The following is an 18,308-nucleotide window of genomic DNA, read 5'->3' on the forward strand; positions in this document are numbered from 1 at the left end:
GTCCGCAGGCGGCAGGGTGCCGCCCAAGGAGACCGTGATGAAGACCCTGTTCGCGCTTGGTGTGTGGTGCCTGCTGTTCGTGCTGTGCTGGCCACTGGCGATCCTGGCCCTGATTGCCTGGCCGTTCGTGTGGCTGCTGAGCCTGCCCTTCCGCCTGGTCGGCATCACGTTCTCGGCACTGTTCGCGTTCCTGCGCGCGCTGTTCATGCTGCCGGCGCGCCTGCTCGGCGGTGGCCCGGTGACCGCATGAAGCCGCTTGCCATCATGACGTTGATGCTGTTGATGGCCGCACCGGCGCTGGCGAAGCCGCAGCCAACCGGGGCCTACCTGGAGCGCCAGCAAGATGGCGACAAGGCCGAGTTGAAGACGCCGCAGAAGCCTCCGCAAAAGGAGAACTGCCGGGTGGTGAAGGAATGGAAGGTTGGCGAGACGGTGGTGCAGCACCGGATCTGTGACGACCCGCCGAAGAAGCCGGTTGGGAAGGTGTAGCGCCGAGCCCATGCTCGGCTGTGCTTTCCCGGATCGCCAACCGGAGAGCCGAGCGTCGGCTCGGCTCTACATCATGCGGCCTCGGCACGTAGCGCCGCCTGCACGGCCGGTCGCGCGTTGACCCTGCGGACGTAAGCGGGCAGCGCCGGCCACGCCGCAAGGTCGATGGCGAAGAACCGGCACCAGCCCAGCACGGTGAACAGATAGGCATCGACCACACTGAAGCACGGTCCCATCAGGAAGTCCTGCTGTGCCAGTGTCTCCTGCAGCAAGTCGAAATGCTTGAACAGCTTCTCGCGGAAGAATGCCTTGGCGTCCTCCGGAAGTGCGGCGTTGAACAGCGGCGCCGAGCCAGCATGGATTTCGCTGGTGACGAAGTTCAGCCATTCCTGCAGTCGAACCCGCTCCCAGCTGCCGACGGGCGGGGCCAGCGCGTATTCGGGTTTCAGGTCGGCCAGGTACTGGACGATGGCCGGTCCTTCGGTCAGCACCTGACCGTCATCCAGTTCCAGCGCCGCTACATAGCCTTTGCGGTTGATGGTGCGGAAATCGCGGCCATCGGTGGTCTGTTTGGTGGTGTTGTCGACCTTGACCAGTTCGAATGGCAGGCCGAGCTCGCGCAGCACGATATGCGGCGAAAGCGAGCAGGTGTAGGGCGCGTAGTACAGCTTCATGGAAGGTCTCCGGGGCAGGGCGGCGTAGCCAGGACACGGCTTGCCGATGCCAGGCAGTCTGCAGACGCCGTGCCATCCGGTAAAATTAATGTTCAACTTTCAATGCATAAGCTGTACTACTGTCCAGCATGATGAACCTTGCACATTGGCGCCTGCTGGTCGCCGTGGCAGACGCAGGCACCATTTCGGGGGCCGCGCAGCGCGTAGGCATCACCCAGTCGGGCGCTAGCCAGGCCATTGCGCAGCTGGAAGCGGCCCTGGGGTTTGCCGTGTTCAACCGTGAGCGCCGACAGGTGGGCATCACCGCCTTGGGCGAGCAGGTGATCGATCACGCACGGACGATGCTGGCGGGACTGCAGGCCATCCGCACCCTTGCCGATGACAGCCAAGGGCTGAGTGGCGCCCGCATCCGGCTGGCCAGCTTTCCCTCGATCGTTTCAACCGTGCTACCCGCGCTGCTGCGTGATTTCCACCGCCGCCACCCGGGCATCGAAATCGCGGTTGTTGAGGGCTCGGATGAAGAGGTGGAACGCTGGCTGGAATCAGGCGCGGTCGAGGCCGGCGTGGTGATGAATCCGGCCGCTGAACGATCTGCCCTGACGCTCGGTAGCGATGTATGGGTGGCGGTGCTGCCGCAAGCGCACGCCTTGACACGTCGCGCCACCGAACGTGGGATCGGGTTGCACGAACTGGCTGCCGAGCCCTTCATCCTCGCCACTGGCGGTTGCGCGGTGAATGGTCAGCGCTTGATGGAAGAGGCCGGTTTGCAGCTGAGGGATGTGCGGATCACGGTGCGCGACTGGGCCAGTGCGTGCGTGCTGGTCCGCGAGGGCATGGGTGTTTCGCTGGTGCCGGAATCGACCCTGCCAGCGGATCGTCATGGTCTGCGGGTGCTGCCGATAACCCCTGGCATCCGCCGTGTGTTTGGTCTGGTCTGCTCGGAGGTGGGTCGCGCTTCGCGCGCGACGCAGGTCTTCGTGCGGGGCCTGGGCGTGGCTGTGGATCCATTGGCCCCACATTGATACACGTCGCTTTCGCAATCTAGACTGCCGCTTCCCAATCAACATGGATGTTGGACATGGATATTGCACCACCCTGGTTCGCCGACCTGTGTGCGCAGCACGGACTGGCTGCCCAGGCCGACGCCTTGTCCAGCCTGCTGCGGCCCTGCCTGGCGTTCGCGCCCGCTGCAACGGACCCACCGATGCTGGGGGCGTCACGCAAAGGTGGCGGTCCCGATGTTCCGGAAGGGTTTGCGTGGCCCGTTCATCGAGGGCGTGCGCTGGACTTCCTGCTACAGATCAACCTGGCGGATCTGGCCGATGCGCCATCGGGGCTGGATCTGCCGTCAACGGGGGTGTTGTCGTTCTTCTACGACATGGACGAACAGCCATGGGGGTACGAACCGGAACATCGCACGGGACACCGCGTCTTCCTGTTCAACGCCGACGAGCTTGTGCGACGCCTGCCCGCGGCCGATGAAGCGTTCGCACTTGTCCCTTCCGCGTTGGTGTTCCACCCCGGGCTCCGCCTGCCTCAGCTGGAATCGGCCGAGGGCGCACGCGTCGGCGGATGGATGACGGAACAAGGCCTGGGCTGGGACGAACGCTGCGAAGACGCGTACTTCGAGCTGGTCGATGCCGTCGCAGCCCATCATGCTGGCCGCGCCAAGCCACTGCACGCGGTGGGAGGCCATGCGCATAGCATCCAGGGCGACATGCAGCTGGAAGCGCAGCTGGTCACTCACGGCCTGTCGTGCGGTGACGGCACTGCCTACAGCGATCCGCGCAGGCCTGCATGGGAACAGGACCGGGGCCAGTGGCAGCTGCTGTTGCAGCTGGACTCGGCCGACAACGACGCGATGTGGGGCGACTCGGGAATGCTGTATTTCTGGATTCGCCGGCAGGACCTGGCCGCGCGCGATCTGTCGCAGACCTGGATGGCGCTGCAGTGTTGTTGAGTTGATCGGGCCGCGCGCACAAAAAACCCCGCCGAGGCGGGGTTTTTCGTTTGCAGTTCAGTGCCGACCAACGGTCGGCACCCACCCCGAAGACGAACGATCAGTTCGCCTTGTGGATGGCGCGCTTGCTGACCGCCATTGCTGCGTCGTGGATCACTTCCGACAGCGACGGGTGGGCGTGGCAGATGCGGGCCAGGTCATCGGCCGAACCGCTGAACTCCATGGTCAGCACGCCTTCGTGCACCAGCTCGGAGACGTTGGCGCCAACCAGGTGCATGCCGAGGATGCGATCGGTTTCGGCATGGGCCAGGATCTTCACGAAGCCAGCCGGCTCGATCATCGCCACGGCACGGCCGTTGGCGGCGAACGGGAAGCTGCCGGCCTTGTACGGAATGCCTTCGGCCTTCAGCTGGGCTTCGGTCTTGCCGACCCAGGCCAGTTCCGGCTCGGTGTAGATGACCCACGGAATGGTGTCGAAGTTGACGTGGCCCGGCAGGCCGGCGATCAGCTCAGCCACCGCGATGCCTTCCTCGAAGCCCTTGTGCGCCAGCATCGGGCCGCGCACGCAGTCGCCGACCGCCCACACGCCGTTGACGCCGGTGTGGCAGTGCGCGTCGACTTCGATCTGGCCACGCTCGTTGATCTTCACGCCGGTGCCTTCAGCCAGCAGGCCCTTGGTGGCGGCGCGACGGCCGACGGCCACCAGCAGCTTGTCCACGGTCAGGGTCTTTTCGCCTTCGCTGTCGGTGTAGGTGACAACGACTTCCTTCTTCTTGCCCTTGCCGGTGATCTCGGTCTTGGAGACCTTGGCACCGAGGCGGATGTCCAGGCCCTGCTTCTTGAATTCCTTGGCAGCGGTCTTGGCCACTTCGGCGTCGGCCACGGCCAGGAACTCCGGCAGTGCTTCCAGGATGGTGACTTCAGCGCCCAGGCGCTTCCACACGCTGCCCAGTTCCAGGCCGATCACGCCGGCGCCGATCACCGCCAGGCGGTTCGGCACTTCGGTGAAGTCCAGGCCGCCGACGTTGTCGACGATGGTCTCGCCGTCGAACTTGGCGAACGGCAGTTCGATCGAATCCGAACCTGCGGCGATGATCACGTTGGTGCCCTTCAGCTCGACGATCGAGCCGTCATGCTGGGTGACCTTGACCACGTTGCCCGGCTGCAGTTCGCCGAAGCCGTAGTAGGCGGCGACCTTGTTGGCCTTGAACAGCATGCCGATGCCGCCGGTGAACTGCTTGACGATCTTGTCCTTGCGGCCAACCATCGCTTCGACGTCGATCTTGGCATCCTTGAAGCTGATGCCGTGGTCGCCAAAGATGTGGCCCATGTTCCAGAACTGGCGCGAGGAATCCAGCAGCGCCTTGGACGGGATGCAGCCCACGCGCAGGCAGGTGCCGCCGAGGGCCGGCTTGCCGTCCTTGCCCAGCGCTGCGTCGATGCAGGCGGTCTTCAGGCCCAGCTGGGCCGCGCGGATGGCAGCGTGGTAACCGGCCGGGCCGGCACCGATGACGACGACGTCGAATTGTTCAGCCATTGAATTATTCCTTGATGCATTACCAGAACCCCTCCGCGCAGGCGCGGAGGGGCGGGAGGTGTCTTACAGGCCGAACAGCATGCGGCCCGGGTTTTCCAGCTGGTTCTTGATGTCCACCAGGAACTGCACCGAGTCCTTGCCGTCGATGATGCGGTGGTCGTAGGACAGCGCCAGGTACATCATCGGCGCGATCACGACCTGGCCGTTCTGGGCGATCGGACGCTCCTTGATGGCGTGCATGCCCAGGATGGCGCTCTGCGGCGGGTTGATGATCGGGGTCGACAGCAGCGAACCGAAGGTGCCGCCGTTGGTCACGGTGAAGGTGCCACCCTGCAGTTCGTCCAGGCCCAGCTTGCCGTCACGCGCCTTCTTGGCGTAGTCGGCGATGGTCTTTTCGATGTCGGCGAACGACATGCGCTCGACGTTGCGCAGCACCGGCGTGACCAGGCCCTTCTCGGTCGACACGGCGATCGAGATGTCCGAGTAGCCGTGGTAGATGATGTCGTCGCCGTCGATCGAGGCGTTGACCAGCGGGAAGCGCTGCAGTGCGTTGGCCGCGGCCTTCACGAAGAAGCTCATGAAGCCCAGCTTGATGCCGTGGGCCTTGACGAACTCGTCCTGCAGTTCCTTGCGCGCCGCCGAGACCTTGGACAGGTCGACTTCGTTGAAGGTGGTCAGCATGGCGGTGGAGTTCTTCGACTCCATCAGGCGTTCGGCGATGCGCTTGCGGATGCGGGTCATCGGCACGCGTTCTTCCGGACGTGCGCCACCGGCCTTGCCGGCGCCGCCGTTGCGGGCGAAGTTGACGATGTCTTCCTTGGTCACCGCGCCGCGACGGCCGGTGCCGTCAACGTCGGCCGGGTTCACGCCTTCGGTGATGGCGGTGAAGCGGGCGCCCGGCGGCAGCGCATCGGCAGCCGACTTGGCGGCCGGGGCCGGAGCGGCAGCGGCGGCCGGAGCAGCAGCAGCGGCCGGGGCAGCGGCTGCAGCCGGAGCGGCTTCAGCGGCCGGAGCCGGGGCAGCGGCCACGGCGCCTTCCTCGATGATCGCCACGACCTGGCTGGAGGTCACGGTCGAGCCTTCGGCGAACTTGATTTCCTTGATCACGCCGTCGACCGGCGACGGCACTTCCAGGACGACCTTGTCGGTTTCCAGGTCAAGCAGGTTTTCGTCGCGCTTGACGGCGTCGCCCACCTTCTTGTGCCAGGTGGCGATGGTGCCGTCGGCGACGGATTCGGGCAGTACCGGGGCTTTGACTTCGGTGGCCATGCGGGAGCTTCCTGGTTTGTCTTCTAAATAGGGGGAGGATTATTCAGCGAACGTGTCGTTGAACGGGTTGACCAGTGCATCGGCGACCAGCTGCTGCTGTTCGCGGACGTGGTCAGCCATGTGACCGGCAGCCGGCGAAGCCGAGCGTGCGCGACCGGCGTAGTGCAGGTTCTGGCCATCGGCCAGGCAGAACTGCAGGTGGTGGCGGATCTGGTACCACGCACCCTGGTTCTGCGGTTCTTCCTGCGTCCACACCACGTCGGTGGCCTTGCCGTACTTCTTCAGTTCGGCAGCCAGCAGCGCACGCGGGAACGGATACAGCTGCTCCACGCGGATGATCGCCACGTCGTCCTGGCCACGCTTGGTCTGGTCTTCCAGCAGGTCGTAGTAGACCTTGCCCGAGCACAGCACCACGCGCTTGACCTTCTTGGCGTCGGCGTTGGCGTCGCCGATCAGGTGCTGGAATTCGCCGTTGGCCAGCTCGTCCAGGCTCGACACGGCCAGCTTGTGGCGCAGCAGCGACTTGGGCGACATCACCACCAGCGGCTTGCGCGTGGTCAGATGCTGCTGGCGGCGCAGCATGTGGAAGGCCTGTGCCGGGGTGGACGGCACCACCACCAGCATGTTTTCCAGTGCGCACAGCTGCAGGAAGCGCTCCAGGCGGGCCGAGCTGTGTTCCGGGCCTTGCCCTTCATAGCCATGCGGCAGCAGCAGGGTCAGGCCGGAAATGCGGCCCCACTTGGCTTCACCGGCGGCGATGAACTGGTCGATGACCACCTGGGCGCCGTTGGCGAAGTCGCCGAACTGGCCTTCCCAGATGCACAGCGTGTTCGGATCGGTGGTGGAGAAGCCGTATTCGTAGGCCATCACCGCTTCTTCGCTCAGCAGCGAATCGATGACGGTGGCCTTCTCCGGCGAATCCACCAGCTGCCGCAGCGGCATGTAGTAGTTGTCGGTCTTCTGGTCGTGCAGGATCGCGTGGCGGTGGGTGAACGTACCGCGGCCGACGTCCTGGCCGACCAGGCGCAGTGCATTGCCTTCGTCGAGCAGGGTGGCGTAGGCCAGGTTCTCGGCAAAGCCCCAGTCGCCCGGGATCTCACCGGCGGCCATCTTGCGGCGGTCTTCGTAGACCTTGGCCACGCGCGAGTGCAGCTGCACTTCGTCCGGAATGGTGTTGATCAGCTTGGCCAGCTCGACCAGCTTGTTCTTCTCGACCTTGGTCGAGATCGGATCGGACAGCTTGCCTTCCAGCAGCTTGGGCCAATCGACGAACAGCGGACTGCTCGGCGGGGTCTTCTCGACCTTGGCCAGCTCGGTGGTCACTTCACCGGCGTCCAGCTTCTCGCGGTAGGCATCGACCATCGCCTTGCCGGCGCCGGCGGCGATCACGCCCGCCTTTTCCAGCTGCTCGGCGTACATCTCGCGGGTGGTCGGGTGCTTGCGGATCACCTGGTACATCAGCGGCTGGGTGATCGCCGGTTCGTCGGCCTCGTTGTGGCCCCAACGGCGGTAGCACATCAGGTCGATGACCACGTCCTTGGCGAACGTCTGGCGGAACTCGAAGGCCAGCTGCGCGGCGAACACCACCGCTTCCGGGTCATCGCCGTTCACGTGCAGCACCGGCGCGGCGATCATCTTGGCCACGTCGGTGGCATAGCGCGTGGAGCGCGTATCCAGCGGGTTGGAGGTGGTGAAGCCGACCTGGTTGTTGACCACGATGTGCACGGTGCCGCCGACGGCGAAGCCGCGGGCCTGCGACATCTGGAACAGCTCCATGACCACGCCCTGGCCGGAGAAGGCCGCGTCGCCGTGGATCAGGATCGGCATGACCTGCTTGCGGGCGGTGTCCTTGCGGCGCTCCTGGCGCGAACGCACGGAACCGGCCACGACCGGGTCAGCGATTTCAAGGTGCGACGGGTTGAACGCCAGCGCCAGGTGCACTGGGCCGCCTTCGGTGGCAACGTCGGCGGAGAAGCCCATGTGGTACTTCACGTCGCCGGCCGACGCGTGCTCGTCGTGCTCGAACTTGCCTTCGAATTCGTCGAACAGCTTGCGCGGGTTCTTGCCCAGGGTATTGACCAGCACGTTCAGACGGCCGCGGTGGGCCATGCCGACCACCACATCCTTGACGCCATCCTTGCCGGCGCTGCGGATGATGGTGTCCATCATCGGGATCAGCGAGTCGCCGCCTTCCAGCGAGAAGCGCTTCTGGCCGACGTACTTGGTGTGCAGGTAGCGTTCCAGGCCTTCGGCTGCGGTCAGGCGCTCCAGGGTGCGGCGCTGGGTGTCAGCGTCCAGCTGGTAGTTGCCACCGGCCAGTTCCAGCTTCTTGTAGATCCACTGGCGCTGCTCGACCTCGGAGATGTGCATGAACTCCGCACCGATCGAGCCGGTGTAGGTCGCCTTCAGGCGCGCCAGCAGGTCGCGCAGCTTCATGCGCGGCTGGCCACCGACGCCGCCGGTGCTGAACTCGCTGTTGAGGTCGCCATCGGACAGGCTGTGGAACGGCAGGCCCAGGTCCGGGGTGTTGACCGGCTTGGTCAGGCCCAGCGGGTCCAGGCGCGCATCGAGGTGGCCGCGCGAACGGTAGGCGGTGATCAGACGACCGACATTGCGCTCACGCTCGTCGCCCGCACCGGTGCCGGTGCCGGCTTTCAGCGCATCCTTGGCCGCTTCCGCGATGTGGGAGATGACGGCCGAGTGCGGGATGTCACCTGCTTCACGGCCCTTGAAGCCGTCGAAGTAGGTCTTCCATTTGGGATCGACACTATCCGGGGAGACCAGGTACTGCTCGTACAGGTCCTCGACATAGGAGGCGTTGCCGCCGGCGAGTTGCGAAGATTGCGCAAACTGCTTCAGTAGATTGTCCACGATGGAGGGTGCTGATTCGCTTTGTGGGGTATGGCTTCAGAAGGACCCGGCAGGAACATGAATAGCCCTGCACGGGCGCGTTCAAACAGCCAAATTGTACCCCCATCCGGACACGAAGGGGCAGCAGCGGCGGCATCCCGCGTCCCCCGATGCCGCTTCCAGACAGGTTGGGGCGGCGCTGTCGGCTCAGATGCCGAGCGCGCGAAGTTCGCTGCATTCGCGCGAACGGTCCCAGACACGCTGCAATTGCTGCTCGAACGGCTGCGAACGTGCCGGCAGCGCGATACCGGCCTCGCCGTCGAGGCGATGCCCGATCAGACGAAAGTAGAAGTCGCCCGCATCGTTGAGCAGGCAGGCCGAGACCAGTGCACGGTCGATCGGGTCGGTCACTTCGCGGAACTGGATCACGCTGGGCAGGCGCTGGGCCAGCGCCAGCAGCGGTGCCCCTGCGGCGGCGATGGCGGCAGCGTCGTGCACGATCACCCGCAGCTGCTTGTCGTGGCGGGCGGTGGCGAAGCGGCGCAGGGCGGCCTGTACCGGTGGCGCGTCCAGCAGGCCCGGGTCCAGCTGGCGGCTGTGCAGCCACAGCTGGCGGCGGGCACGGTGGAGGATGGCGGTGGTGATGGCCAGCGCCTCTGCGCGGCTGTCGATGGCGCTGGCCACGCCCAGCCGGCGGCGCATCTGCTGGTGGCCGATGCCGGCTTCCTCGAACACCTCACCTTCGGGCAGGAAGCCCTGGCGGGCGTAGAAGTCGCGGGCCGGCAGCTGGGCGTGCAGATGCAGTTCGGCCAGGCCGAGCCGGCGCCCGGCTTCGACCAGCGCGTCCAGCAGGGCTTCACCGACGCCCTGGCTGCGGTGGCTGGCCAGCACCGCCATGCGGCCGATCCGGCCATCCGGGGCCAGGCGGCCGGTGCCGACCGGCTGGCCGTCGGCGTCCAGGGCCAGCACATGGGCACTGACCGGGTCCAGCGCGTCGCGCTCCAGTTCGGCGGCGATGCCCTGTTCCTGCACGAACACCCGCTGCCGCACGTCGTGGATGGCGACGTGGGCGTCGGCGTGGCTGACCTGCTGGACCCGGATCATGGCAGGGCTCAGGCGCGGCCGTCGTTGCTGTCGTCCTCGTCCTCGTCGTCGAAGCTGACGATGACCTCGATGCCGTCGTCATGCACGGTCACGGAGTGGACATCGTCGGACACCGCATCGGCGTCGATCGCATCGACGCGGTCACGGCCCTCGACCACCTCGCCGAGCACCACGGCATCCACGCCGTCGTCTTCATCTTCGTCTTCGGCCTCGTACATCTCGTCCGGATCGATCAGCTGGAATACGCCCCCGACCAGCAGCTGCTGGACCACCGCGCGGCCCTTGTCGGACAGGCCGCGATAGGCGGCGGCGTCGAGCTGCTCGGCACCTGCCAGACGCTGGGCGTCCTTCACCGGCAGCGCGAAGTCCTGGCCGCTGACATACAGGCTGGCGCCGCGCTTGGCCCGGCGCCAGGCCAGCCGCGCCCACGGGTGGCGCTGCAGCAGCAGACCGGAGGCCAGCGCTTCGACCACCTCTTCCTGGGCCGGCGCGGCCTGGTGGGCCATCACTTCGCCGGCGGCGCGGTAGGTGGTGATGAAGCGGCCGAACCAGTCGCCCAGCTTGTCCGGGTCGTTCATGCGGATGGCATTGAGCGCGGTGATCACCCGCGCCATCGCCACCGTGTCGATCTCGTTCGGGTCGGCCGGCACCTTCAGGTCGGCATCCTGGTAGCGGATGTTCTCGTCGGCATCGGCGATCAGGGTGTCCAGGTAGTCGCTGATCAGCTCGGCCGAGGCCGGTGCGCGCATGCCGAAGGAGAAGGTCAGGCAGGGATCTTCGGCGACGCCGTGGTGCGGCACGTTCGGCGGCAGGTACAGCATGTCGCCCGGCGCCAGCACCCAGTCGTGGGTCGGCTTGAACACCTGCAGCAGCTTCAGTTCCACGTCCGGGCGGAAGCCCAGCGGCGGGCGCTTGCCCTTGATCGATTCGCTGGCGTCGATCTGCCAGCGGCGATGGCCCTGGGCCTGCAGCAGGAACACGTCGTACTGGTCGACATGGGCGCCGACCGAGCCGCCGGTGGCGGCAAAGCTGATCATCACATCGTCCATGCGCCAGCGCGGCAGGAAGCGGAAGTGCTCGATCAGAGCGCGCACGTCCTTGTCCCACTTGTCCACATCCTGCACCAGCAGGGTCCAGTCGTGGTCGGGCAGGGCCGGGAAGATGTCTTCCTGGAACGGGCCGCTGCGCACGCGCCAGCTGTCCTGGGCCTTGTTGTGTTCGATCAGGCGCGCCAGCACGCCTTCCTCGCAGGCCAGGCCGGCCAGGTCTTCCGGCTGCACCGGGGTCTGGAAGTTGGGGAAGGCATTGCGGATCAGCAGCGGGCGCTTCTGCCAGAAATCGCGCAGGAAGGTGGCCGGGGCCATGCCCAGCGGCTGGCCGGGGCGGGCGGTGACTTCGATGAGCGGAGCGGAGGACTTGCGGGCGGCCATGGGGGAATCCTTGCAGCGGAAAGCGGGAGGGGCGGCGTGGCGGGCCGCCAAGGGTTCCATTGTCCGACGTTCGTTGGGATTGCGCACGTGCGGTGGTTTGTCGCGGGGTTCCGGCCAACGGCGGAGCCCCTCGTGGCGGGGTGGGGGGGCGCGGAATGCGCTGGCTTCATGTGTTGGGCCGGGTGGGGTGGGGTCGCGGGACACGCCGTAAACCTGTGGTGGTCCAGTATTTTTGGACACTCCCAAAGGGAGTTCAGGCCACCTGCTCTTCACAAAGCGCAGGTGGCACAAGGCCGTTGGCACTGTGTAGCCGACGGTGGTTGTACCAGTCCACGAACTGCTCGATGTCTGCTGCCGCCTCCTGTCGAGTGGGGTATTTGGAGTAAAGCCATTCCCCTTTGAGGGTGGCGAAAACCCGTTCCACCACCGCGTTGTCCCAGCAGTTGCCCTTCCGGCTCATGCTCTGGGTGATGCCGTTGTCACGCAGGATTTCGGCCATGGCATGGCTGGTGTACTGCCGACCTTGATCCGAGTGGAAAAGTAGTCGCCCGTTGGGACGACGCTGTTTCAGCGCCCCGCGCAGGGCTCTGACGGCCAGCCAGGCATCCCCTTCGTGAGAGTGAGCCCAGCCCACGATCCGGCGGGCAAACAGATCCACCACGATGGCCAGATAGAGCCAGCCTTGCTGGGTCGGGATGTAGGTGATATCCCCTGCCCAGACCTGGTTGGGGGCCGCCGGGTTGAATTGGCGTTCCAACACGTTGGGCGCCGTCAGTGCCTGCGGCCCAAGGCTGTGGTACTTGTGCCGCCGGTGCTGTCGCGCCCTGACACCGGCTCGGCGCATCAGCGTCCGGGCGCGGTAGCGCCCCATGGGTAGGCCGCAGTTGGTCAGCTCCCTGGCCATCTTGCGAGAGCCACAGCTCCCCCGATGGGACTGATGAATGCGACGAACCAGATCAACCTGGGCCAGCAGCGCCCGGTCAATCCGGGGCTCCCGGTGCAGCCAGGCGTAGTAGCTGCTACGGGGATAGTCCATCAACTGACACACCAACCGGATCGGAGCGACCTTCCCCAATTCCTGGATCACCTGTTCCGGTGATCGCTGTCCCGAATGAAGAAGGCGATGGATTTTTTTAGCAGGTCGCGCTCCTCCTTGAGCCTGCGATTCTGGGCCTCCAGCTCGGCGATTCTGACCTGGGCATCCACCGGCGGTGCCTCGGCCTGAGGGTCATGCTTTCGCCGCCATTGCTCGATCCAGCGCCTCAGCGCCGTCGGGCCGACATCCATCAGCTGGCAGACGTCCCTGACTGTCTGCCCCTCCACAACGACAAGGCGAACCGCCTCATCCCTCATGCCCTGAGTGATCTGTTTTGCCATGGGTCTACCTCGATGCTCGAAATTGATCCTATCGAGTGTCCAAGTTGATTAGACCACCACAACCCATCCATGGGGGCTCGATGGCGCCATCCATGGCGCCAACGGTCCCGCGACCCCACCCCACCCGGCTCCTGACAGTTTCCTGCGCGGCCCGCCACGGAAGGGAAGAAGAAAATCAAAGGCAACGGCGGGTCGCGCGCTGCGCTTGCTTGTGCAAAACCCCCACAAACAAAGAGGGACGCGGCGAAGCCGCGTCCCTCTTTCAAATTCCGTCCCGACACCCCAACGCTCTTCGATCCGTCACCGGGAATCTGTCAGGGGTGGGGCGGGTTGGGTTCGCGGGGGTGTCAGCCGCATGGATGCGGCTGCCAAGCCTCCACGGACGGATTCACGGCGTCCCCCGCGAATCCAACCCGCCCCGCCAATCCCAACAAAAACCCAGAGCCGCCTTTGACGTTGCCGTTGCTGTTGACTGCCGCAGCCAGCGCCCGCGGCCGCCGCCGCAAAGGAAACCCCTTAGATCTTCTTCGCCAGCGACTCGGCCAGACCCGTATAGCTGCCCGGGGTCATGTCCAGCAGACGCTGCTTCGCATCCGCCGGCAGCTCCAGCCCCTGCACGAACGCACGCATCGACTCAGCGGTAATGCCCTGGCCACGGGTCAGCGCCTTCAGCTGCTCGTACGGGTTCGGCAGGCCGTGACGGCGCATCACCGTCTGCACGGCCTCAGCCAGCACTTCCCAGGCCGCATCCAGATCGGCATCCAGGCGCTGAGGGTTCACTTCCAGCTTGCCAAGGCCCTTGGCCAGCGAGTCCAGTGCTACCTGGCTGTGGCCGAACGCGGTGCCCAGTGCACGCAGCACGGTGGAATCGGTCAGGTCACGCTGCCAGCGGCTGATCGGCAGCTTCGCGCTGAAGTGCTCGAACAGTGCGTTGGCGATGCCGAAGTTGCCTTCGGCATTCTCGAAATCGATCGGATTGACCTTGTGCGGCATCGTCGACGAGCCGACTTCGCCTTCCTTCAGGCGCTGCTTGAAGTAGCCCAGCGAGATGTAGCCCCAGATGTCACGGGCGAGGTCGATCAGGATGATGTTGGCGCGGCGTGCAGCATCGCCGATCTCTGCGACGTTGTCGTGCGGTTCGATCTGCGTGGTGTACGGGTTGAACACCAGGCCCAGGCCGGTCACGAAGCGCTCAGCGAAGGCCGGCCAGTCCACGTCCGGGTAGCTGGCCACGTGCGCGTTGTAGTTGCCGACAGCGCCATTGATCTTGCCGGTCAGCTCGACCGCGGCGATCTGCTTGCGCTGACGCTCCAGGCGAGCCACCACGTTGGCCAGCTCCTTGCCCAGGGTGGTCGGCGAAGCGGTCTGGCCGTGGGTGCGCGACAGCATCGGCTGGCCGGCCTGGGCGTGGGCCAGGCTGCGCAGGCTGGCGGCGATGCCGTCCAGGGTCGGCAGCAGCACTTCGCGGCGGGCCTGTTCCAGCATCAGGCTGTAGCTGAGGTTGTTGATGTCCTCGCTGGTGCAGGCGAAATGCACGAATTCCAGCGCCGGGGCCAGCTCGGCGTCGTCCTTCAGCTGTTCCTTGATGAAGTACTCCACCGCCTTGACGTCATGGTTGGTGGTGCGCTCGATCTCCTTCACGCGCGCGGCCTGGGCCGGGCTGAAGCCGGCGGCCAGCCCGCGCAGGCGGGCGGTGGCTGCGTCGGAGAAGGGCGCCAGTTCGACGATGCCCGGCTCGGCGGCCAGCGCCAGCAGCCATTCCACCTCGACCACGATACGGGCCTTGATCAGGCCATATTCGGAGAAGATCGGGCGCAGGGTGTCGACCTTGCCGGCGTAACGGCCATCGAGCGGGGACAGGGCGAGCAGGGCGGAATCGGACATGTCGGCAGGGCTGGGGCAAGCGGCGGGGCCAATATTCTACGACGTGCCGGTGAGGTAGTGCCGGCCGCTGGCCGGCAATCACGTCCGGCCCACGATTCCATTTCGCATGCCCGGCGGGTGGCGGCCGCGCTGCGCGCTCTCCGGGCTCGGCCCGGCGCTACCCGTGTAAACGACCCTGCGGATGAAACGATCTGGCCCGTGCTCGTCATCCCGCACTGCAGGCAAGGGAGTATCGTGGGCGCAGCCGCCAGCCCGGGAAGCGACACCCTGCCAGCCGCCGCTTCCCTTTCCCCAACTGAAGTAGTGCGGAGTCGATGCAATGAGCAAAGCTGCAAGCAAGGGTGGAACCACCGGGTTCCGGATCGAACATGACAGCATGGGCGAGCTGCAGGTGCCTGCCGATGCCCTGTGGGGCGCGCAGACCCAGCGCGCTGTGCAGAATTTCCCGGTCTCGGGCCAGCGCATGCCGCGCGGTTTCATCCGTGCGCTGGGCCTGGTCAAGGGCGCCGCCGCCGGCGTCAATGCCGAGCTGGGCCACCTGCCCAAGACCGTGGCGAAGGCCATCCAGACCGCCGCCGCTCAAGTGGCCGCCGGTGACTGGGACGCGCATTTCCCGATCGACGTTTACCAGACCGGCTCGGGCACGTCGTCGAACATGAATGCCAACGAGGTCATCGCCACTCTGGCCAACCGCGCCGGCAAGGCCGGCAAGACCGTGGTGCACCCCAACGATCACGTCAACCAGGGTCAGAGCTCCAATGACGTGATCCCGACGGCGCTGCGGGTATCGGCGGTGCTGGCCACGCACGAGCAGCTGCTGCCGGCGCTGGTGCACCTGCGCAGGACGCTGGACAAGAAGGGCCGCAGCCTGCGCAAGGTGGTCAAGACCGGCCGCACCCACCTGATGGATGCGATGCCGCTGACCTTCGAGCAGGAGTTCGGTGCGTGGTCGGCGCAGCTGGCCTCGGCGCAGGAGCGCATCGAGGACAGCCTCAAGCGCGTGCGCCGCCTGCCGCTGGGCGGCACCGCCATCGGCACCGGCATCAACGCCGACCCGCGTTTCGGCGCGCAGGTGGCCAAGGCGTTGAAACAGCAGACCGGTTTCAAGTTCGACAGCGCCGAGAACAAGTTCGAAGGCCTGGCCGCACAGGACGACGCGGTGGAACTGTCCGGCCAGCTCAATGCACTGGCGGTGGCGCTGATCAAGATCGCCAATGACCTGCGCTGGATGAACGCCGGTCCGCTGGCCGGGCTGGGCGAGATCGAACTGCCGGCGCTGCAGCCGGGCAGCTCGATCATGCCGGGCAAGGTCAACCCGGTGATCCCTGAAGCGACGGTGATGGCCTGCGCGCAGGTGATCGGCCACCACACCGCGATTACCGTGGCCGGGCAGACCGGCAACTTCCAGCTCAATGTCACCCTGCCGCTGATTGCGGTGAACCTGCTCGATGGCATCGGCCTGCTGGCCAACGTGTCCACGCTGCTGGCCGACAGTGCCATCGCCGGCCTGAAGGTGCGCGAGGACCGCGTGGCCGAGGCGCTGGCGCGCAACCCGATCCTGGTCACCGCGCTGAACCCGATCATCGGCTACGAGAAGGCCGCCGCGATTGCAAAGCGCGCCTACAAGGAACAGCGCCCGGTGCTGGATGTGGCGCTGGAAGACAGCGGGCTTGAAGAGGCCGAGCTGCGTCGCCTGCTGGACCCGACCGCGCTGACCGCCGGTGGCATCCAGGCGGGCGGTGGTGGCGGCGGCGGCGGTTGATCGCCCGGTTGGGTAGCGCCGGGCCGTGCCCGGCGGAATGCTGGCGGACCGAACACTACAGTCGCCGGGCGTGGCCCGGCGCTACCGGGTCAATGAGAAACGCCGCCCTTGGGCGGCGTTTCTGTATTCAACGACGGTCGGCGACGATGTTGCCGAAGGTGTCGGTGTAATCCTTGAATTCGGGGATGCGGTGGATCAGGTCGGCCGGAATCACTTCCATGCCTTCCGGTGGCTGGATCTTCACCGGCTGCATGTTCGGGTCGGCCGGGGCGGCCACCAGCGTGTTCTGGCGCAGCACCTGCAGCTTGCCGAACATCGTCTGCAGCATCTGCTTCTGGCCGTCATCCAGCGGGATCTGGATCTCGTCCACCTTCATCGTGCCATCGCCGAGGATGATGATGTTCGGTGCCGGCGGGCGACGCACGGTCACCATGCCTTCGCTGACGGAGATCTTGGGCTTGCCGCGCTCGGCGCGGTGGTTTCGGTAATCCTTGTCACAGCCGGCCAGGCCCAGGCAGAGCAGGGCGGCCAGCAGCAGGAACAGCTTCTTCATTGCGTCGGTTCGGGGGCGTCCGGGGCTGCCATTGTAAGCGGGTCGGCGCAGAACGGCCGGCTTCGGCAGCCCGCCGCCGGCAGGGTGCGCTGAAATGTCTCAGTCGTCGAACGAGATCGAGAGGGAGCCGTCGCCCTTGCCGCAGGTGTCAACGTCATTCTGTGTCATCGTCGCGTAGGCCTTGAAGGCCGGGATGTCGCGTGCCAGGGCCTGCTGGCTGGCCAACAGCGCGGGCATGCGGGCACAGATGCGTTTGAGCTTCTCTTCGAGCCGGTCGTACTCACCGCCGACCTGTTTCCGGACATCACCACCGTTGCCGAGGAGTCCCTTCAACGTGGCGTCGGCGGCATTGGCGTAGGTTTGATCCGCGTCCAGGCGGTCGGAGGCACTGGCGATCAGCAGGTTGCGATGATCCAGCAGCTGGCGGCGCTGTGCCCCATCGGTGGGGATCGGCCTGCCGTCGATCAACAGCTGGCCGTCGGCGGTGATTTCCGCGCGCGGCTGCCCCTCGGCGTGGAGCGCGGTGTTGTCCCGGATCAGATTCCTGCGGGCTTCATCGGTGGCGTCCCTGACCTTCTGGCCAAGGCCGCCGGAGATCTCGGCCGCACGCGTGCCCAGGCCCTTGCCGGCGTTTTCTGCGCTGCCGTCGCAGGCCAGCAGCGGCAGACACAGCAGGGCGGCCAGCAGCAACGGCTTGATCATGGCTTCGGTTCGTCAGCGTCCGGGGCCGTCATTGTAGGCCCGCCGGCCGGCAGCGCGATGTCACTGCCGGCCGGATGCGCAGCGCCGCCAGCGGTCTAGCGCAGGACCACGGTGTCCTTGCCACAGTCGTCCACGTCGCTCTGGTCCATCGTGGCGTAGGGCTTGAACGCAGGCAGTTCGCGGGCCAGGGCCTGCTGGCTGGCCAGCATGGCCGGCAGGCGCTGGCAGATGCGCTTGGCCTGCGCCTCGATCTTGGCGGCCTCGGCGTTGATGCGCTTCTCCACGCCTTCGCTGTCGCCGCTGAAGATGCCCTTCAGCGCTTCGCCGGCCGCGCTGGCACCGAGCTTGGCGCCGGCCAGGCCGACATCCATGCCGTCCATCGCGATGGCGACCACGTGGCCCCGGTAGGCCAGCAGCTGGCGGCGCTGTGCATCGTTGGCCGGAACATCCTTGCCATCGATCAGCAGGTGGCCGTCCGGTGTGATTTCCGCACGCGGCTGTTTGTCGGCAGAGATCTTGATGTTGCCCTGGGCGATGTCGCGGCGGGCGTCGTCCATGGTCTCCTTCACCGTCTGGCTGACGCCGCTGGTGGCGTCGGCCACGCTCTTGCCGACCGAGCTGTCAGGGGTGGAGGCGGGGCCGCCGCAGGCGATCAGCGGCAGGCACAACAGGGTGGCGGGCAGCAGGCGCAACAGCTTCATGGCATTCCCCTCGAAC

17 protein-coding genes are annotated in these 18,308 nt (G+C 66.2%); 5 read left to right on the forward strand and 12 right to left on the reverse strand.

Annotation, left to right across the window (positions count from 1 at the left end; genetic code table 11):
- Positions 1–37: 37 nt before the first annotated feature.
- A complete protein-coding gene (locus tag LZ605_RS01215) occupies positions 38–250 on the forward strand; it encodes a hypothetical protein (RefSeq protein ID WP_107230906.1) in 213 nt (70 codons plus the stop codon).
- Entirely contained in the window at positions 247–489 is a 243-nt protein-coding gene (locus LZ605_RS01220) for a hypothetical protein (protein ID WP_249843532.1), read from the forward strand. The genes LZ605_RS01215 and LZ605_RS01220 overlap by 4 nt, the downstream gene beginning before the upstream one ends.
- 71 nt (positions 490–560) lie before the next feature.
- Here LZ605_RS01220 and gstA read toward each other — a convergent pair whose 3' ends face one another.
- A complete protein-coding gene (gstA, locus tag LZ605_RS01225) occupies positions 561–1,163 on the reverse strand; it encodes a glutathione transferase GstA (RefSeq protein ID WP_249843533.1) in 603 nt (200 codons plus the stop codon).
- Between the two features lie 164 nt (positions 1,164–1,327).
- Between gstA and LZ605_RS01230 the strand changes: the two genes are divergently transcribed.
- Both LZ605_RS01230 and LZ605_RS01235 read left to right on the forward strand, forming a co-directional pair.
- The gene (locus LZ605_RS01230; RefSeq protein WP_249843534.1) at positions 1,328–2,185 is read left to right on the forward strand and encodes a LysR family transcriptional regulator; all 858 of its coding nucleotides are present in this window, start codon (positions 1,328–1,330) and stop codon (positions 2,183–2,185) included.
- A gap of 125 nt (positions 2,186–2,310) precedes the next feature.
- Positions 2,311–3,123, forward strand: coding sequence for a YwqG family protein (locus LZ605_RS01235; RefSeq protein WP_249843535.1), 813 nt, complete (start codon positions 2,311–2,313; stop codon positions 3,121–3,123).
- A 100-nt stretch (positions 3,124–3,223) separates the two neighbouring features.
- On the opposite strand, the gene lpdA is transcribed toward LZ605_RS01235, so the two are convergent.
- The 8 genes from lpdA to purB all read right to left on the reverse strand — a co-directional run bounded on the left by lpdA (position 3,224) and on the right by purB (position 14,574).
- On the reverse strand, positions 3,224–4,660 hold the full coding sequence (gene lpdA, locus LZ605_RS01240) for a dihydrolipoyl dehydrogenase (RefSeq protein ID WP_008264626.1): 1,437 nt from the start codon (positions 4,658–4,660) through the stop codon (positions 3,224–3,226).
- 63 nt (positions 4,661–4,723) lie between these two features.
- Complete coding sequence (gene sucB, locus LZ605_RS01245) at positions 4,724–5,929, reverse strand: dihydrolipoyllysine-residue succinyltransferase (protein WP_249843536.1); 1,206 nt, start codon at positions 5,927–5,929, stop codon at positions 4,724–4,726.
- 39 nt (positions 5,930–5,968) lie between these two features.
- A complete protein-coding gene (locus tag LZ605_RS01250; RefSeq protein WP_249843537.1) occupies positions 5,969–8,800 on the reverse strand; it encodes a 2-oxoglutarate dehydrogenase E1 component in 2,832 nt (943 codons plus the stop codon).
- A 186-nt stretch (positions 8,801–8,986) separates the two neighbouring features.
- Positions 8,987–9,883 carry a GNAT family N-acetyltransferase gene (locus LZ605_RS01255; RefSeq protein ID WP_249843538.1) on the reverse strand — a complete coding sequence of 299 codons (897 nt, stop codon included), beginning with the start codon at positions 9,881–9,883 and terminating at the stop codon, positions 8,987–8,989.
- An 8-nt stretch (positions 9,884–9,891) separates the two neighbouring features.
- On the reverse strand, positions 9,892–11,313 hold the full coding sequence (locus LZ605_RS01260) for a cupin domain-containing protein (protein WP_249843539.1): 1,422 nt from the start codon (positions 11,311–11,313) through the stop codon (positions 9,892–9,894).
- 253 nt (positions 11,314–11,566) lie between these two features.
- Positions 11,567–12,400 carry an IS3 family transposase gene (locus LZ605_RS01265; RefSeq protein WP_404830271.1) on the reverse strand — a complete coding sequence of 278 codons (834 nt, stop codon included), beginning with the start codon at positions 12,398–12,400 and terminating at the stop codon, positions 11,567–11,569.
- Complete coding sequence (locus tag LZ605_RS23140) at positions 12,397–12,690, reverse strand: transposase (protein ID WP_019338990.1); 294 nt, start codon at positions 12,688–12,690, stop codon at positions 12,397–12,399. The genes LZ605_RS01265 and LZ605_RS23140 overlap by 4 nt, the downstream gene beginning before the upstream one ends.
- Before the next feature lie 516 nt (positions 12,691–13,206).
- Complete coding sequence (gene purB / locus LZ605_RS01270; protein ID WP_249843540.1) at positions 13,207–14,574, reverse strand: adenylosuccinate lyase; 1,368 nt, start codon at positions 14,572–14,574, stop codon at positions 13,207–13,209.
- Between the two features lie 319 nt (positions 14,575–14,893).
- Between purB and LZ605_RS01275 the strand changes: the two genes are divergently transcribed.
- Positions 14,894–16,336 (forward strand): class II fumarate hydratase, encoded by a 1,443-nt coding sequence (locus tag LZ605_RS01275; protein WP_249843541.1) that lies wholly within the window; start codon positions 14,894–14,896, stop codon positions 16,334–16,336.
- Between the two features lie 127 nt (positions 16,337–16,463).
- On the opposite strand, the gene LZ605_RS01280 is transcribed toward LZ605_RS01275, so the two are convergent.
- The 3 genes from LZ605_RS01280 to LZ605_RS01290 all read right to left on the reverse strand — a co-directional run bounded on the left by LZ605_RS01280 (position 16,464) and on the right by LZ605_RS01290 (position 18,292).
- Positions 16,464–16,889 carry a hypothetical protein gene (locus LZ605_RS01280; RefSeq protein WP_249843542.1) on the reverse strand — a complete coding sequence of 142 codons (426 nt, stop codon included), beginning with the start codon at positions 16,887–16,889 and terminating at the stop codon, positions 16,464–16,466.
- A 99-nt stretch (positions 16,890–16,988) separates the two neighbouring features.
- Positions 16,989–17,591: a YggN family protein gene (locus LZ605_RS01285; protein ID WP_249843543.1), complete on the reverse strand. Its 603-nt coding sequence runs from the start codon at positions 17,589–17,591 to the stop codon at positions 16,989–16,991.
- 95 nt (positions 17,592–17,686) lie between these two features.
- Positions 17,687–18,292: a YggN family protein gene (locus LZ605_RS01290; RefSeq protein WP_249843544.1), complete on the reverse strand. Its 606-nt coding sequence runs from the start codon at positions 18,290–18,292 to the stop codon at positions 17,687–17,689.
- Between the last annotated feature and the right edge of the window lie 16 nt (positions 18,293–18,308).

The sequence above is a fragment of the Stenotrophomonas maltophilia genome (assembly GCF_023518235.1).
Lineage (GTDB): Bacteria > Pseudomonadota > Gammaproteobacteria > Xanthomonadales > Xanthomonadaceae > Stenotrophomonas.

Bases quoted from the DNA above. Each gene is read 5' to 3' on its own strand.
- LZ605_RS01215 (WP_107230906.1), top strand. From the start codon at position 38: ATGAAGACCCTGTTCGCGCTTGGTGTGTGGTGCCTGCTGTTCGTGCTG.
- LZ605_RS01220 (WP_249843532.1), top strand. From the start codon at position 247: ATGAAGCCGCTTGCCATCATGACGTTGATGCTGTTGATGGCCGCACCG.
- gstA (WP_249843533.1), bottom strand. From the start codon at position 1,163: ATGAAGCTGTACTACGCGCCCTACACCTGCTCGCTTTCGCCGCATATC.
- lpdA (WP_008264626.1), bottom strand. From the start codon at position 4,660: ATGGCTGAACAATTCGACGTCGTCGTCATCGGTGCCGGCCCGGCCGGT.
- sucB (WP_249843536.1), bottom strand. From the start codon at position 5,929: ATGGCCACCGAAGTCAAAGCCCCGGTACTGCCCGAATCCGTCGCCGAC.
- LZ605_RS01255 (WP_249843538.1), bottom strand. From the start codon at position 9,883: ATGATCCGGGTCCAGCAGGTCAGCCACGCCGACGCCCACGTCGCCATC.
- LZ605_RS01260 (WP_249843539.1), bottom strand. From the start codon at position 11,313: ATGGCCGCCCGCAAGTCCTCCGCTCCGCTCATCGAAGTCACCGCCCGC.
- LZ605_RS23140 (WP_019338990.1), bottom strand. From the start codon at position 12,690: ATGGCAAAACAGATCACTCAGGGCATGAGGGATGAGGCGGTTCGCCTT.
- purB (WP_249843540.1), bottom strand. From the start codon at position 14,574: ATGTCCGATTCCGCCCTGCTCGCCCTGTCCCCGCTCGATGGCCGTTAC.
- LZ605_RS01275 (WP_249843541.1), top strand. From the start codon at position 14,894: ATGAGCAAAGCTGCAAGCAAGGGTGGAACCACCGGGTTCCGGATCGAA.
- LZ605_RS01280 (WP_249843542.1), bottom strand. From the start codon at position 16,889: ATGAAGAAGCTGTTCCTGCTGCTGGCCGCCCTGCTCTGCCTGGGCCTG.
- LZ605_RS01285 (WP_249843543.1), bottom strand. From the start codon at position 17,591: ATGATCAAGCCGTTGCTGCTGGCCGCCCTGCTGTGTCTGCCGCTGCTG.
- LZ605_RS01290 (WP_249843544.1), bottom strand. From the start codon at position 18,292: ATGAAGCTGTTGCGCCTGCTGCCCGCCACCCTGTTGTGCCTGCCGCTG.